The organism is Chelatococcus sp. GCM10030263 (assembly GCF_042666455.1).
Lineage (GTDB): Bacteria > Pseudomonadota > Alphaproteobacteria > Rhizobiales > Beijerinckiaceae > Chelatococcus.
The window spans coordinates 47,759-60,995 of sequence record NZ_JBHTDB010000009.1 but is presented as its reverse complement, the minus strand read 5'-3'; the positions used below and the strand labels follow the sequence as shown (position 1 = coordinate 60,995).

The following is a 13,237-nucleotide window of genomic DNA, read 5'->3' as shown; positions in this document are numbered from 1 at the left end:
TGAGGGGCTCCCCTCACCCCACCTTCTTGAGCCGCGTGATGAGGCTCGAGGTATCCCAGCGGCTGCCGCCCGCCTTCTGCACATCAGCATAGAATTGATCGACGAGCGCCGTCACCGGGAGCGAAGCGCCGTTGCGCCGCGCCTCGCCGAGGCAGATCGACAGGTCCTTGCGCATCCAGTCGACGGCGAAGCCGAAGTCGAACTTGCCCTGGTTCATCGTCTTGCCCCGGTTCTCCATCTGCCAGGAGCCCGCCGCGCCCTTGGAAATGACGTCCAGAACCGCCTCGATGTCGAGACCGGCGCTCTGGCCGAAATGGATGCCCTCCGACAGACCCTGCACCAGGCCGGCGATGCAAATCTGGTTGACCATCTTCGTGAGCTGGCCCGATCCCACCGGCCCCATCAGGCGCGAGGCGCGCGCGAAGCATTGGATGGCCGGCTCGGCCCGGGCATAGATGTCGGGTTCGCCGCCGCACATCACGGTGAGCACGCCGTTTTCCGCACCCGCCTGGCCGCCGGAAACCGGCGCGTCGATGAAGCCGACGCCTTTCTCCTTGGCGGCGGCGGCGATCTCGCGGGCGACATCGGCGGAGGCGGTCGTGTGGTCGACGAGGATTGCGCCCTGGGCCATGGCCTGAAGCGCGCCATCCGGCCCGAGCATGACCACCCGCAGATCGTCGTCGTTGCCGACGCAGCTCATGACGATCTCCTGGCCGGCCGCGGCGTCGGCCGGCGTCCTGGCGACGCGTCCGCCATGGGCGGCGACCCAGGCCTCGGCCTTCGCCGCGGTGCGGTTATAGACCGTGACCTCGTGGCCCTTCGCAGCGAGATGCCGCGCCATCGGAGCTCCCATCACGCCGAGGCCCAAAAATGCGATTTTCATCCCTCACTCCCCGATTGAAATTGCTGCCGAATAAGGGGCAGCTGCCAGACGGGTGCTCACCCGTCGCTCGTAACCATCACTCGACCATCAAAACGCGCCCGGTCAATGCCGCCATGGCGAGGTCGAGCAAACGCGAATCCGAATACTGCGGCACCGGGCGAAATGCTCAGTTCATCGTCGGATAAGGAATGAAGGTGGTGAGCGCCGCCTCGGGATCATAGGCAGCACCATAGGGCCGCCCGCCGATGGGCCGCAGGACAAGCTTGCCGGGATTGGCGCGCGCCGCCGTCAGAAGCGCATCGACCGAGGGACCGATTTGACCGGGTATGAGCGTCGGTTCGAGCACCGCGACGATGGCGCGGAGATAGGGTGCCACACTCGCGGACGGATCGCGGCAGGAGTCCTTGATCGTCACTGAAAAGGTCAGCAGCACCGTCTGGCGGGTCGCATGCCCCTGCCCCTTCACGCAGTCTCCACCGGAGAAGAAGATGAGCGAGCTGCCGTCCGGCGCCGCCATCGTCTTGTCGATGACGAAGCGCTGCTTGGTCGAGGAGAGCCCCGCCTCCCCATTGAGGGCCGCGAGAAAGGCCTTGGCTTGAAGATTGAAGCCGTCGTCCGCCCAGGCGGGCGCAGTCGCTGCCCCGGCAAGGGCAAGGCCCAGGATGGCGGCACGACAACCGCCGGACAGTCGGTGCAGAAACGATGTCATGGTCACCCCTGGAACGATGAAGCGGACGCTGCTGGAACGGAACAATACAACCTCAGCGGTCCTTGAAAACCGCCGGCCGCTTTTCGACGAAGGCCGTGCAGCCCTCACGGGCATCTTCGGTGGTGGCCGCGAGTGCGAAGAGCTCCGCCTCGATGCGCAATCCCTCGTCCAGGGGAAGCGCTGCGCCGCGCACGACGGCAGCCCGGGCGAGTGCCTGCGCCATAAGGCTCAGGCCGGTGAATTCCCCGGCGAAGGCGACGGCTGCCTCGACCACGTCGTCGTCGACCAGGCGGTTGAGGAGACCGAGGCGATCCGCCTCCGCCGCCTCGACGAAGCGTCCGCTTAGAATGAGCTCCAGAGCGCGCGCCTCGCCGATGAGGCGGGAGAGGCGCTGCGTGCCGCCGAAGCCCGGAAGCAGGCCGAGCTTCACCTCGGGCAGCCCGAGCCGCGCCGACACGTGAGCGACGCGGAAGGTGCAGGCGAGTGCGAGCTCCAGTCCTCCGCCGAAGGCGAAGCCGTTGATCGCCGCAATGGAGGGAATGCGCAGTGCGGTGAGCTTGGCGAACGTGGTCTGGCCGCGCTCGGCGGCGCGGCGCATGTCCATCGCCGTCCGGCCGACGAATTCCTTGATGTCGGCGCCGGCGCAGAAGGCCTTGGGACCCGCGCCGGTGATGACGAGGGCCCTGATCTCGTCCATGCCGGCGACCTGGTCGATGGCATCGCCGAGGGCAAGGAGCGTCTCGGCGTTGAGCGCGTTGAGAGCCTCCGGCCTGTTCAGGCGCAGAATCATGGAGGCCTGCCTCGGTTCAAGCTCGATCACCGCCACTGTCGCCTCCTACCGAATAGCGATTCACGCCGCCGTCGTAGCATGCCGTGCTTTAAGCGTCTGCGGCATGAGTATCTCAACTTTCCTGTGGTGATGTCATCCGTGCCGTGGTCGCCTGTCAGGCAAGAAACGCCCTTTCTGTTGACGGGCGGTCGGTGATCGCGCATCCACAGTTAGATCATCGGAGTTTATCCATGACGGCCGCTTCCAGCCGTTTCGCCCTTATCGGTGCCGAAGTCTTCGACGGCAGAACGCGTCACCACGACCAGGCGCTGATAGTCGAGGACGGGCAGATCCTGGGATTGAGCCCAGCGCGCGACATTCCCGCCGACTTCACCACCGTCGACCTCGACGGAGGCCTGCTCACGGCGGGCTTCGTCGATCTCCAGGTCAATGGCGGCGGCGGCGTGCAGCTCAATGCCAAGCCGACCGCCGAAGGTATTCGCGCCATCGCCGCCGCTCACGCCCGCCACGGCACGACGGCCCTGCTGCCCACCGTCATCACCGATGATCCGGTCGTGACCTATGGCGCGGTAACGGCCGTACGCCAGGCGATCGACGAGGGCGTTCCGGGCTGCCTCGGTCTCCATATGGAAGGGCCGTTCCTCTCGCCGGAGCGCAAGGGCGCCCATGACCCCGCGCATCTCAGGTCACTGAACGAGGGCGAGCAGCTGCGCCTGACGCGCACCGGCCTGCCGCATCTTCTCGTCACCGTCGCGCCGGAGGTGGTCGGCCCGGAGCAGATCGCCGCGCTCGTCGCGGCCGGCATCACGGTTTCGATCGGCCATAGCAATGCGGGCTATGACGAGGTCATGGCAGCGGCCGCCGCCGGCGCGCGCTGCGTTACCCATCTCTTCAACGCCATGAGCCCACTCACCAGCCGCGAGCCGGGCGTCGTCGGCGCGGCGCTCGCCAGCGAACAGCTCTGGTGCAGCATCATCGCCGATGGTCATCACGTTCATCCGGCGACGTTGGCCGCTGCCATGCGGGCCAAACGCGGCCTGCCCTTCTTCCTCGTCAGCGATGCCATGGCAACGGCCGGCTCGGAGAAGAACAGCTTCACGCTGAACGGCCGCAAGGTGACGCGCAAGGACGGCCGGCTGACGCTGGAAGACGGCACGCTCGCCGGCTCCGATCTCGTCATGCTGAGCGCCGTGCGCTTCATGGTCGAGACGGTGGGCGTCGGGCTCGAGGAGGCGCTGCGCATGGCATCGCTCTATCCGGCCATGGCGCTCGGCATCTCGACCCGCTACGGCCGGCTCATGCCCGGCCGTCGCGCCGACATCCTGCATCTCGGTGACGATCTTGACGTTCGCGGCGTGTGGATCGGCGGCGAGCGGGTTGCCGGGTGACGGCCAGGCGCTGCGTCATGCGTTCCTGGCACCCATGTCGGCACGCGTTACACCTCCGTCTTCGAAATGCTCCGCTACATGGTGGTGGCTGCTACGGTCGGGATATCGTCTCCGTGTGGCGCTCGTCGGGCGCAAATCGCTCCGGTTCATTGACGATCATCTCCGACAAAGGTCGTAGTGAATCTTTGTGAAAATCACTTAGACAGGTCTATCCTGCCTGTTCCGGGTCAGGTTCACTTGCGGAAGGCAGGTTCACTGCAGAGGAAGGTGCGCCGTCGGCAGACCATCGTCGGCAAGAGGACGAAGAATTGACCCGTGTGAAGGGGGGGTAATGGCCCAGCAAGAAGAATCGGCCACCGAATCACGACATCAATTGATCCGCGGCCCGCAAAATTTCGCGGGCGGGTTGAGCCTGATCGCGATCGCGCTCTTCGCGCTGTGGGCCGGGAGCGACCTGTCGCAAGGCTCGCTCAGAGCGATGGGCTCGGGCATGATGCCGCGCGCCGTCGCCGTCCTTCTCGGCCTCTGCGGCGTGGCGCTCGTCGTCATCTCTTTCATCAAGCACGGCGATCCACTGGAACGCTGGCATCTGCGCGGGCCCTTCTTCATCTGCCTGGGGCTTCTCGCCTTCGCGGTCACCGTGCGCACCGTGGGCTTGGCGCTTGCCGGCCCGCTGCTGGCCGTCATCTCCGGCTTCGCTTCGCCGGAAACGCGCCTGAAGGAGCTGATCATCTTCGCGATCCTCGTGACCTTGTTCTCCATCGGCCTGTTCAAATACGCGCTCAATCTGCCGATACCCGCCCTGATCATTCCCGGCGTCATCTACTACTGAGGGGCGGACAATGGAGATCTTCGATCATCTGGCGCTCGGATTCTCGACCGCGCTGACCTTCCAGAATGTCGGCCTTTGCCTTCTCGGCTGCCTCATCGGCACGCTCGTCGGCGTGCTGCCCGGCGTCGGGCCGATCGCCACCATCACCATGCTGCTGCCGATCACCTTCGGCATCGACCCGATCGGCGCGCTCATCATGCTCGCCGGCATCTATTACGGGGCGCAGTACGGCGGCTCGACCACGGCGATCCTCGTCAATATTCCGGGCGAGGCGACAGCCGTGGTGACGACGCTCGATGGCCACCAGATGGCCAAGCAAGGCCGCGCCGGCACGGCGCTGGGCATTGCGGCCATCGGCTCCTTTTTCGCCGGCTGCGTCGCAACCCTCGTCATTGCCGCCGTGGCCACGCCGCTCACGCGGCTCGCGCTGCTCTTCGGGCCGGCCGAATATTTCTCGCTGATGACCATGGGGCTCGCCTTCGCCGTCGTGCTGGCGCGCGGGTCGGTGCTCAAGGCGATCGCGATGGTTTTGGCCGGGCTTCTACTCTCGACCGTCGGCACCGATCTCGAGACCGGCGAGGAGCGCATGACCTTCGGCTATGCGCCGCTTTCCGACGGCATCGATTTCGCCATTCTGGCCATGGGCATCTTCGGTTTCGCCGAGGTACTGCGCAACCTCGAATTCACCGAAACCCGCGACGTGGTGAGGCAGGCGATCGGCCGGCTTCTCCCCTCCCTCGCCGATTTCAAGAAGTCCGCCGCGCCCATCCTGCGCGGCACCCTCATCGGCGGCACGCTCGGCATTCTGCCGGGCAACGGTGCGGTGCTCGGCCCCTTCGCCTCCTACTCGCTCGAGAAAAAGATCGCCAAGGATCCGAAGCGCTTCGGTCGCGGCGCCATCGAGGGCGTCGCCGGCCCGGAATCGGCCAACAACGCCGGAGCGCAAACCTCCTTCATTCCGCTGCTCACGCTCGGCATTCCGCCCAATGCTGTGATGGCGCTGATGGTCGGCGCCATGACCATTCACGGCATCGTGCCGGGGCCGCTCGTCATGACGCGCAGCCCCGACCTGTTCAGGGGCATGATCGCCTCGATGTGGATCGGCAATCTGGCGCTCCTCATCATCAACCTGCCGCTGATCGGCGTCTGGGTGCGCCTGCTCAAGGTACCCTACCGCCTGATGTTCCCGGCGATCCTGATCTTCTCCAGCATCGGCGTCTATTCCATCAATAATTCGCCCGCCGACGTCGTGATCACGGCGGTCTTCGCCCTCATCGGCTACGGCATCATCAAATTCGGATTCGAGCCGGCGCCGCTTCTGCTCGGCTATGTGCTCGGCAAGCTCATGGAGGAGAACCTGCGCCGCGCCATGATCATCTCGCGCGGCGACATGATGACTTTCATCGAGCGGCCGGTGAGCGCAGTGCTGCTCCTCATCGCCTTCGCCGTTCTCGCCCTCGCCGTCATCCCGTCCATCCGTCGGGGACGCGACGAAGTATTTACGGAATAATCGGGCGCAAATCGCTACTATCGGTGAATCTCAAGCACATGCAGGGAGGAGAGCATGGGATTCACCAGACGGGGACTGATCGCCACAGCGGCGGCCATCACCCTTTCGGCTGGCCTGATATCCGGGCACGCCGCCGAAGCAGCCTATCCCGAGCGGCCGATCACCATGATCGTGCCGTTTGCGGCGGGTGGCCCGACCGACATCATCGCGCGCATCGTCGCCGAGGACATGTCGAAGACCCTTGGCCAGCAGATCGTCATCGAGAACGTCACCGGCGCTGGCGGCACCACGGGCAGCACGCGTGCCGCCCAGGCCGCGCCCGACGGCTATACCCTCGTCATGGGCCATATGGGCACCCATGGCGCGGCGCCGGCCCTCTACCCCAATCTCAAATACGATCCGGCCAAGGACTTCGAGCCGATAGGTCTTGCCGCCGGCACGCCCATCGTGATCGTCGCGCGAAAGGATTTTCCGCCGAAGGATCTCAAAGAGTTCGTCGCCTACCTCAAGGCCAATGCGGACAAGCTGAACCAGGCGCATGCCGGCGTCGGCTCGGTCTCGCACTCGACCTGCACGCTGCTCACCTCGCAGCTCGGCATCAAGCCGACACTCGTGCCCTATAACGGCACGGGGCCGGCACTGAACGACCTTGTTGGCGGACAGGTCGATTTCATGTGCGACCAGATCGTCAATCTCGTGCCGCAGATCGAGGCGGGCACCATCAAGGCCTATGCGATCGCCATCCCCGAGCGCTCGCCGTCGCTGCCGGACGTGCCGACCACGAAGGAAGCAGGACTGCCGGATTATCAGGTGAGCGCCTGGAACGCGATCTTCGCGCCCAAGGGCACGCCGGCCGACGTCGTCGCCCAGCTGAATGCGGCGCTCGTCAAGGCGCTTGATGATCCGAATACGCGCAAGCGCATCCTCGATCTCGGCGGCGTCATTGCCGACAAGCCCGGCCGCTCGCCGGAGGCGTTGCACGAGCTCGTGGTCAGCGAGATCGCCCGCTGGACGCCGGTGCTAAAGGGCGCGAACGGCAAGTAAGGCGCCAGGAACCTGAACGAAGCGTCCCGGAAGGAGCACACATTTCCCTCCCCCCTTGAGGGGGAGGGTTAGGGTGGGGGGGATGGTGAGCGATACGAATAGACCGGCTTCGCACCGCCTAGTCTCCCCTCGCTTGCGCAGCAATGCACGGTCTTTACGCCGAAGGATGACTGAGGCCGAGCGGCGGCTATGGTGGGGGTTACGCCACCGTCGGATTGAGGGCTTCCGGTTTCGACGCCAAGTGCCGATCGAGGGCTTCATCGCGGATTTCGCCTGCCACGAGGCGCGGCTCATCATCGAAGTTGATGGGGCAACACATTCGACCACGAAGGAGATGAGCTATGACCGCGAGAGGGAGAGCCGCCTCAGGATGTGCGGATATGACGTCCTGCACATCTGGAACCGTGAGATTTACGATGATCTCGGCGGCGTCCTTGAGACGATCCGGCTGAGGCTCGCGCGTAATAGTACCCCCCACCCTAACCCTCCCCCCTTGAGGGGGAGGGAATAATCCTCAATGAAAATCGCGCGATTTCGGCAGGATGCGCAGATTGCGGGGGTGCCGTCCTAGTGACGGCGCCTCGGTCGCATCGAGGGGCAAGCGGCCGAGCTCGTCGGCACGGGCGAGCGCGGGGCGCAGACGGCTCTCGGAAAGCGCCGACAGCTCCTGCGAGCGGTCGTCGAGCCGCTCGGCGACCAGGTGAATGACGCCCTCGGGACTGCGCTGCACCCGCCCCGAGACAAGGATGAGCCGCGCGCCCATGGCCTGGCGGCGGTAGCGCTCGAAGAGCCGCGGCCAGACCACCGCATTGGCGATGCCCGTCTCATCCTCGATGGTCATGAACATCGTGCCCTTGGCACTGCCGGGGCGCTGGCGCACGGTGACGATGCCGGCGAGCCGCGCCGCCTGCCCATCGCGCGCGCGGGCGAGCTCGGTGCAGCTCAACACCCCTTCACGCGCAAAACGCGCCCTGAGGAACTGCATGGGATGGCCCTTCAGGGAAAGCCGCAACGTTTGGTAATCGGCGATGACATGCTCGGGCGCCGGCATGGCCGGCAGGGGCACCTCCGGCTCGGGCGCGAGCTCGTCGGCATGAGCCGCCGCAAACAGCGGCAGCGGCTGATCATCCGGCAGGCGGCGCACCATCCATAAGGCCTCGCGCCGGTCCAGACCGAGGGAACGGAAGGCGTCCGCCTCCGCCAGCCGGATCAGCGCCCGGCGCGGCAGGCGGCTTGCCCGCGCCAGTGCCTCGACATGCGGGAAGCCGCCGGGGAAGTCCCGCCGCGCGGCGAGAAGCGCCCCGCCCGCCGTCTCACCCAGGCCATCGACCTGGCGCAAGCCGAGCCTGAGCGCCAGCGTGCCATCGGCTCTCTCCTCGAGCGTATTGTCCCAGGCGCTCAGATTGACATCGACCGGACGGATGTCGACGCCGTGCTCACGGGCATCCCGCACGATCTGCGCGGGCGCGTAAAAACCCATGGGCTGCGAATTGAGGAGGGCGGCCGCGAAGGCCGCCGGGTGGAAGCATTTCACCCAGGCGGAGGCATAGACGAGAAGCGCGAAGGAGGCGGCATGGCTTTCGGGAAAACCGTATTCGCCGAAGCCCTCGATCTGCTGAAAGCAGCGCTCGGCGAAGGCGCGCTCATAGCCGCGCTCGACCATGCGCTCCACCATCTTGGTGCGGAAGAGATGGATGGTTCCGGAGCGGCGGAAGGTGGCCATGGCGCGACGCAGCTTGTTGGCCTCGTCGGGTGTGAATTTGGCCGCCTCGATGGCAATGCGCATGGCCTGTTCCTGGAACAGCGGCACACCCATGGTGCGCGAGAGAACACGTTCCAGCTCATCGCGCTCGCCGTGTTCTGGCGCAGGCGATGGATAGCTCACCGTCTCCTTGCCCTGGCGCCGGCGCAAGTAGGGATGCACCATGTCGCCCTGGATGGGGCCGGGGCGGACGATCGCCACCTCGATGACGAGATCGTAGAATTCTTTGGGGGCGAGGCGCGGCAGCATATTCATCTGCGCGCGGCTTTCCACCTGGAAGACGCCGAGGGAATCGGCCTTGCGCAGCATGGCATAGACCTCGGGCTCCTCCGCCGGGATGGTGGCGAGCTCGTAGCGGTTGCCGCCATGGGCGGCGATGAGGTCGAGCGCCTTCCGGATGCAGGTGAGCATGCCGAGCGCCAGCACATCGACCTTCATGAGACCGAGCGCATCGATGTCGTCCTTGTCCCATTCGATGAAGGTGCGGTGGTCCATCGCTGCATTGCCGATGGGCACGGTCTCGTCGAGACGGTCGCGGGTCAGGACGAAGCCGCCGACATGCTGCGACAGATGGCGTGGAAAGCCGATGAGATCGGCCGTGAATGCCACCGCCCGGGCAATCATGGGATTTGACGGATCGAGCCCGGCCTGCCGCACCTGGTTTTCCGGCAGGTCCTTGCCCCAGCTGCCCCAGACCGTATTGGCGAGCGCGGCCGTCACGTCCTCGGTGAGGCCAAGCGCCTTGCCGACCTCACGGATGGCGCTGCGCGGGCGATAGGAGATGACGGTGGCGCAGATGCCCGCTTTCTCCCGGCCGTAGCGCTCATAAATATACTGGATCACCTCCTCGCGGCGCTCGTGCTCAAAATCGACGTCGATGTCGGGTGGCTCGCGCCGCTCCTCCGACAGGAAGCGCTCGAAGAGGACATCGATCTTCCGCGGATCAACCGCCGTAACGCCGAGGCAGAAGCACACCACCGAATTGGCGGCCGAGCCGCGCCCCTGACAGAGGATCGGCGGATTTCGACTGCGGGCGAAGCGCACGATGTCGTGCACGGTGAGGAAATAGGGCGCGTAATCGAGGCGCTCGATCAGCGCCAGCTCCTTTTCGATGGTGGCGCGGATATCGGGGCGGATGCCGTCGGGAAAGCGCTCGGCGGCGCCGGCCCAGGTGAGGGCCGTGAGATGCTGCTGGGGCGTGACGCCCGGCGGCACCGGCTCCTCGGGATAATGATATTTCAAGTCATCGAGCGAGAAGCGGCAGAGGTCGAGGAAGCGCAGCGTCTCGGCGACCGCTTCGGGCGCATGGCGGAAGAGGCGCGCCATCTCGGCGGGCGGCTTCAGATGGCGCTCGGCATTGGCCTGGAGCCGCCGGCCGGCGCTCGCGATGGTGACATGCTCGCGGATGCAGGTGACGATGTCCTGCAAGGGCCGGCGCTCGGGCCCATGATAGAGCACGTCGTTGATGGCGAGCACGGGCACGCCCGCCCGCCCCGCCATGGCGGCGAGCCGGTCGTAGCGGCGGCGGTCGTCGCCGTGATGGGGCATGTCGACGGCAAGCCACAGGCTGTCGCGGGCGCGCGGGGCCAAGCGCGCGAGGAGATCCTCGATCTCCGGGCCGGGCTCGCGCGGGGCGATTACCGCGAGCAGAAGCCCCCAGAGATGCGCCTCCAGATCATCCAGCGTGATGTGGCACTCGCCCTTTGGCGCGCGCAATTTGCCCAATGTGAGCAGCCGGCAGAGCCGGCCATAGGCGGCGCGGTCGCGCGGATAGGCGAGGATGTCGGGCGTGCCGTCGGTGAAGACGAGGCGCACGCCGACCGCGAGCTTGAGCCCGGTTTCAGCGGCATCCGTCTCGCGCATGGCGACGAGCGCCCGCACCACGCCGGCGAGCGAATTACGGTCGGCGATGCCGATGCCGGCAAGCCCCATCTCCGCGGCGCGGACCACCAGTTCCTCCGGATGCGATGCCCCGCGCAGGAAGGAGAAATTGGTGGTGACGGCGAGCTCGGCATAGGCCATGGGGTCCCGTCCTCAGGCGAAAAGCCCGTGCAGGAACCATTGCGGCCGCCCCGGCTCACGCTCGTAGAGGCCGTCGCGATAGAGCCAGAAGCGGCGCCCGGCGGTATCTTCGACGCGGAAGTAATCCCGCGTCGGCCGGGTGGCGATCCACCATTCGCCGGCGATGCGCTCCGGCCCCTCGGCCTTGGCAACTTCGTGCAAGGCGCGGCGCCAGCGGAAGCGCGCCGGCGGGCCGTCCGGCACTTGGGCGATGACCTCGACCGGCTCCGGCCGATCGAAGAGGCGCAAGGGACGCATGGGGATCGCCGACCCTGTCGGCCAGTCCTGCCCGCCGGGGGCACGAAGCGCCGGCAGAATGCGGGCCGCCTCTTCCGGAATATGCGTGTCGCGCGCCACGAAACGCGCAACACGGCGGATGCCGAGCCGGGCGCTCAACCGGTCGGCTAGATCGCTGATGAGCGCCTGCGCCCCCTCGCCGGCCATGCCGGCGTGGAGATCTTGGCGATTGAGGCTCTCCTGGCGGGCGTCGAGCGGGTCCGTCGCGCCGATGGCGAGCCGGATCATGTCGAAGCCGAAGCCGGGGTCGATGGGATCGGCAAGCGCGTCGAGCTTGAGGGCAAAGAGCCGGTCGATGGTCTCGGGATCGCGCAAGGGCCGGCCGGTCTCGATGCGGATGCGGCGAAGCTGACCATCCGTGCGAAAGAAGGAGGCCTCGTAATCCCGTGCGCCCTCCCCGCGCCGCTCCAGCATGCCGGCGAGATCGGCCGCGAGCCCCTGCAGCACGCAGCGCACGGCGGTCGCCTCGGCCAGCGGCTCGGGAAAGCGGCGCTCGGCGATCAAGGCCGGCGGCGGCCGGCGCGGGGTGATCGGCTCCTCCAGCCGCCCGAGCGCCCTGTCGAGCGCGAGGAGCAGCCCTCGCCCGAAGCGCGCGGCGAGCGGCGCCCGGGCGCGCGTTTCGAGATCGGCGATGGTGAAAAGCCCCATGCGTTCGAGCCCCTGCACCACCTCGCCGGCAAGGCCGAGGGCTGCGACCGGCAGAGGCATGAGGGCCGCAGCCTCGCCACCCGCCGGCACGATACCGCCCTCGCCGAAGCGCGCCACCGCCCGCGCCGCGCCGGGTGTGGAGGCGATGGCGGCGCGCGTATGGATGCCCTGCGCCAGGAGCCGGCGAATGAGCTCGCGCCCCAGGGCCCGTTCGCCGCCGAAGAGATGCGCGCAGCCGGAAATGTCGAGCATCAGCCCAGCCGGGCCGTCGCCGGCGACGAGCGGCGTGAAGCGGTCGCACCAATCGGCGATGGCCTCGCACAGGGCGGCATCGGCCGCGAAATCGGCCTCCGCCACAGTGAGATCGATGATCATCGCGCGGGCGTCGGTCAGCGCCATGCCGGGCTTGAGGCCGAGCCGGGCGGCACGCGGATCGATGGCCGTCAGCCGTAGGGCGTTGTTCTCCTTGGCGACGACGACGAGCGGCCGCTCATCCGGCGGCACGATGGGGCGGCTGCCACGCCGCAGGCGGTCGATGGGCAGCAGCGGGAGCCAGAGGGAGAGATAGCGGCTCGCAGAAGGCACGGTCATGACCATCCCACTCCATATTCCAGGCGCCCGTGATCCCGCGCCGGTGGCGCAGCAACGCGACGCGAAAGGCCGGCCGCGCCGGCCCGTGGCTTTCCACGCCCGGCACGCGCTGCAGGGCTGTGGAGGGCGCCGCGGCAACTTCCCAGCGGATCGCCGCCGCGCTCGCATCGGGCGTGGCGGCGGCGCGCAGGAGAATGCCCGTCACGCCGTTTTCGCGGGCCAGGAGCGCGAGCCGCCGGCTCGTCGTCAGATCGAGCAGCTTCGGCTCTCCCCAAGGCTCGACGACGACCGCGCCGATGCCGCGCGTCGCCAGGGCATCGCCCGCCGCCCGCAGCACGTCGCGAGCATCCGCGCCATGCACGAGAAGAATGCGGCCCGGGTCGACGCCGAGCGCGGCGAGCCCATGGGCATGGAGTTCGCCCCCTTCGCGCGCGACAAAATCCTGCCGGATCCACACGATCGGTGCGCCACGGGCAATGGCGCGCGCCGAAAGGCAGACGGCAAAGCCGGTCGCCGGCCCTTGGTCCGCCGCCGTGGCGGCGAAGACCTCGTGCAGGAGACCGCCAGGCATGGCGCCCAAGGCGGCATCGGCAGCCGGGTGCCCAAGGCGGAAGACGGGGGCGCTTCCCCCATTCTCCGCACCATAGGGCTCCAAGCCGGCAATGCTCCGCCGGAGCGTGGCAACGATGGAACTGGCCACCGCAGTCACTCCCGATCTCTCA

Annotated in this window: 11 protein-coding genes; 5 read left to right on the top strand and 6 right to left on the bottom strand. The window is 67.3% G+C overall.

The features are described 5' to 3' along the window. Positions 1-13: 13 nt before the first annotated feature. From ACFQU1_RS19160 to ACFQU1_RS19150, 3 genes are all read right to left on the bottom strand, one after another. Complete coding sequence (locus ACFQU1_RS19160; protein WP_378135629.1) at positions 14-883, bottom strand: NAD(P)-dependent oxidoreductase; 870 nt, start codon at positions 881-883, stop codon at positions 14-16. Between the two features lie 166 nt (positions 884-1,049). Next, positions 1,050-1,592 (bottom strand): hypothetical protein, encoded by a 543-nt coding sequence (locus ACFQU1_RS19155; RefSeq protein WP_378135627.1) that lies wholly within the window; start codon positions 1,590-1,592, stop codon positions 1,050-1,052. A 52-nt stretch (positions 1,593-1,644) separates the two neighbouring features. Next, the gene (locus ACFQU1_RS19150; protein ID WP_378135625.1) at positions 1,645-2,382 is read right to left on the bottom strand and encodes an enoyl-CoA hydratase/isomerase family protein; all 738 of its coding nucleotides are present in this window, start codon (positions 2,380-2,382) and stop codon (positions 1,645-1,647) included. A gap of 230 nt (positions 2,383-2,612) precedes the next feature. Between ACFQU1_RS19150 and nagA the strand changes: the two genes are divergently transcribed. The 5 genes from nagA (at position 2,613) to ACFQU1_RS19125 (ending at position 7,667) form a co-directional block, all read left to right on the top strand. Beyond that, positions 2,613-3,770, top strand: a complete 1,158-nt coding sequence (gene nagA, locus ACFQU1_RS19145) for an N-acetylglucosamine-6-phosphate deacetylase (RefSeq protein ID WP_378135623.1) — start codon at positions 2,613-2,615, stop codon at positions 3,768-3,770. Between the two features lie 331 nt (positions 3,771-4,101). Beyond that, a complete protein-coding gene (locus ACFQU1_RS19140) occupies positions 4,102-4,602 on the top strand; it encodes a tripartite tricarboxylate transporter TctB family protein (protein ID WP_378135621.1) in 501 nt (166 codons plus the stop codon). 10 nt (positions 4,603-4,612) lie between these two features. Continuing rightward, a complete protein-coding gene (locus tag ACFQU1_RS19135) occupies positions 4,613-6,112 on the top strand; it encodes a tripartite tricarboxylate transporter permease (protein ID WP_378135619.1) in 1,500 nt (499 codons plus the stop codon). A 54-nt stretch (positions 6,113-6,166) separates the two neighbouring features. Next, entirely contained in the window at positions 6,167-7,156 is a 990-nt protein-coding gene (locus tag ACFQU1_RS19130; RefSeq protein WP_378135617.1) for a tripartite tricarboxylate transporter substrate binding protein BugD, read from the top strand. 82 nt (positions 7,157-7,238) lie between these two features. After that, complete coding sequence (locus ACFQU1_RS19125; protein ID WP_378135615.1) at positions 7,239-7,667, top strand: endonuclease domain-containing protein; 429 nt, start codon at positions 7,239-7,241, stop codon at positions 7,665-7,667. Positions 7,668-7,670: 3 nt separating this feature from the next. On the opposite strand, the gene ACFQU1_RS19120 is transcribed toward ACFQU1_RS19125, so the two are convergent. From ACFQU1_RS19120 to ACFQU1_RS19110, 3 genes are read right to left on the bottom strand one after another with little or no spacing between them, the layout of a single operon-like run. After that, complete coding sequence (locus ACFQU1_RS19120; RefSeq protein ID WP_378135613.1) at positions 7,671-10,940, bottom strand: error-prone DNA polymerase; 3,270 nt, start codon at positions 10,938-10,940, stop codon at positions 7,671-7,673. Between the two features lie 12 nt (positions 10,941-10,952). After that, positions 10,953-12,515, bottom strand: a complete 1,563-nt coding sequence (locus ACFQU1_RS19115) for a DNA polymerase Y family protein (protein ID WP_378135611.1) — start codon at positions 12,513-12,515, stop codon at positions 10,953-10,955. Further along, positions 12,415-13,215 carry an ImuA family protein gene (locus tag ACFQU1_RS19110; RefSeq protein ID WP_378135609.1) on the bottom strand — a complete coding sequence of 267 codons (801 nt, stop codon included), beginning with the start codon at positions 13,213-13,215 and terminating at the stop codon, positions 12,415-12,417. Before ACFQU1_RS19110 ends, ACFQU1_RS19115 begins: the two co-directional genes overlap by 101 nt. Positions 13,216-13,237: the final 22 nt, after the last annotated feature.

What these genes read in the sequence shown, in the direction of transcription:
- ACFQU1_RS19160 (WP_378135629.1), bottom strand. Translation starts at nt 883, where the DNA reads ATGAAAATCGCATTTTTGGGCCTCGGCGTGATGGGAGCTCCGATGGCG.
- ACFQU1_RS19155 (WP_378135627.1), bottom strand. Translation starts at nt 1,592, where the DNA reads ATGACATCGTTTCTGCACCGACTGTCCGGCGGTTGTCGTGCCGCCATC.
- ACFQU1_RS19150 (WP_378135625.1), bottom strand. Translation starts at nt 2,382, where the DNA reads ATGATTCTGCGCCTGAACAGGCCGGAGGCTCTCAACGCGCTCAACGCC.
- nagA (WP_378135623.1), top strand. Translation starts at nt 2,613, where the DNA reads ATGACGGCCGCTTCCAGCCGTTTCGCCCTTATCGGTGCCGAAGTCTTC.
- ACFQU1_RS19140 (WP_378135621.1), top strand. Translation starts at nt 4,102, where the DNA reads ATGGCCCAGCAAGAAGAATCGGCCACCGAATCACGACATCAATTGATC.
- ACFQU1_RS19135 (WP_378135619.1), top strand. Translation starts at nt 4,613, where the DNA reads ATGGAGATCTTCGATCATCTGGCGCTCGGATTCTCGACCGCGCTGACC.
- ACFQU1_RS19130 (WP_378135617.1), top strand. Translation starts at nt 6,167, where the DNA reads ATGGGATTCACCAGACGGGGACTGATCGCCACAGCGGCGGCCATCACC.
- ACFQU1_RS19125 (WP_378135615.1), top strand. Translation starts at nt 7,239, where the DNA reads ATGGTGAGCGATACGAATAGACCGGCTTCGCACCGCCTAGTCTCCCCT.
- ACFQU1_RS19120 (WP_378135613.1), bottom strand. Translation starts at nt 10,940, where the DNA reads ATGGCCTATGCCGAGCTCGCCGTCACCACCAATTTCTCCTTCCTGCGC.
- ACFQU1_RS19115 (WP_378135611.1), bottom strand. Translation starts at nt 12,515, where the DNA reads ATGACCGTGCCTTCTGCGAGCCGCTATCTCTCCCTCTGGCTCCCGCTG.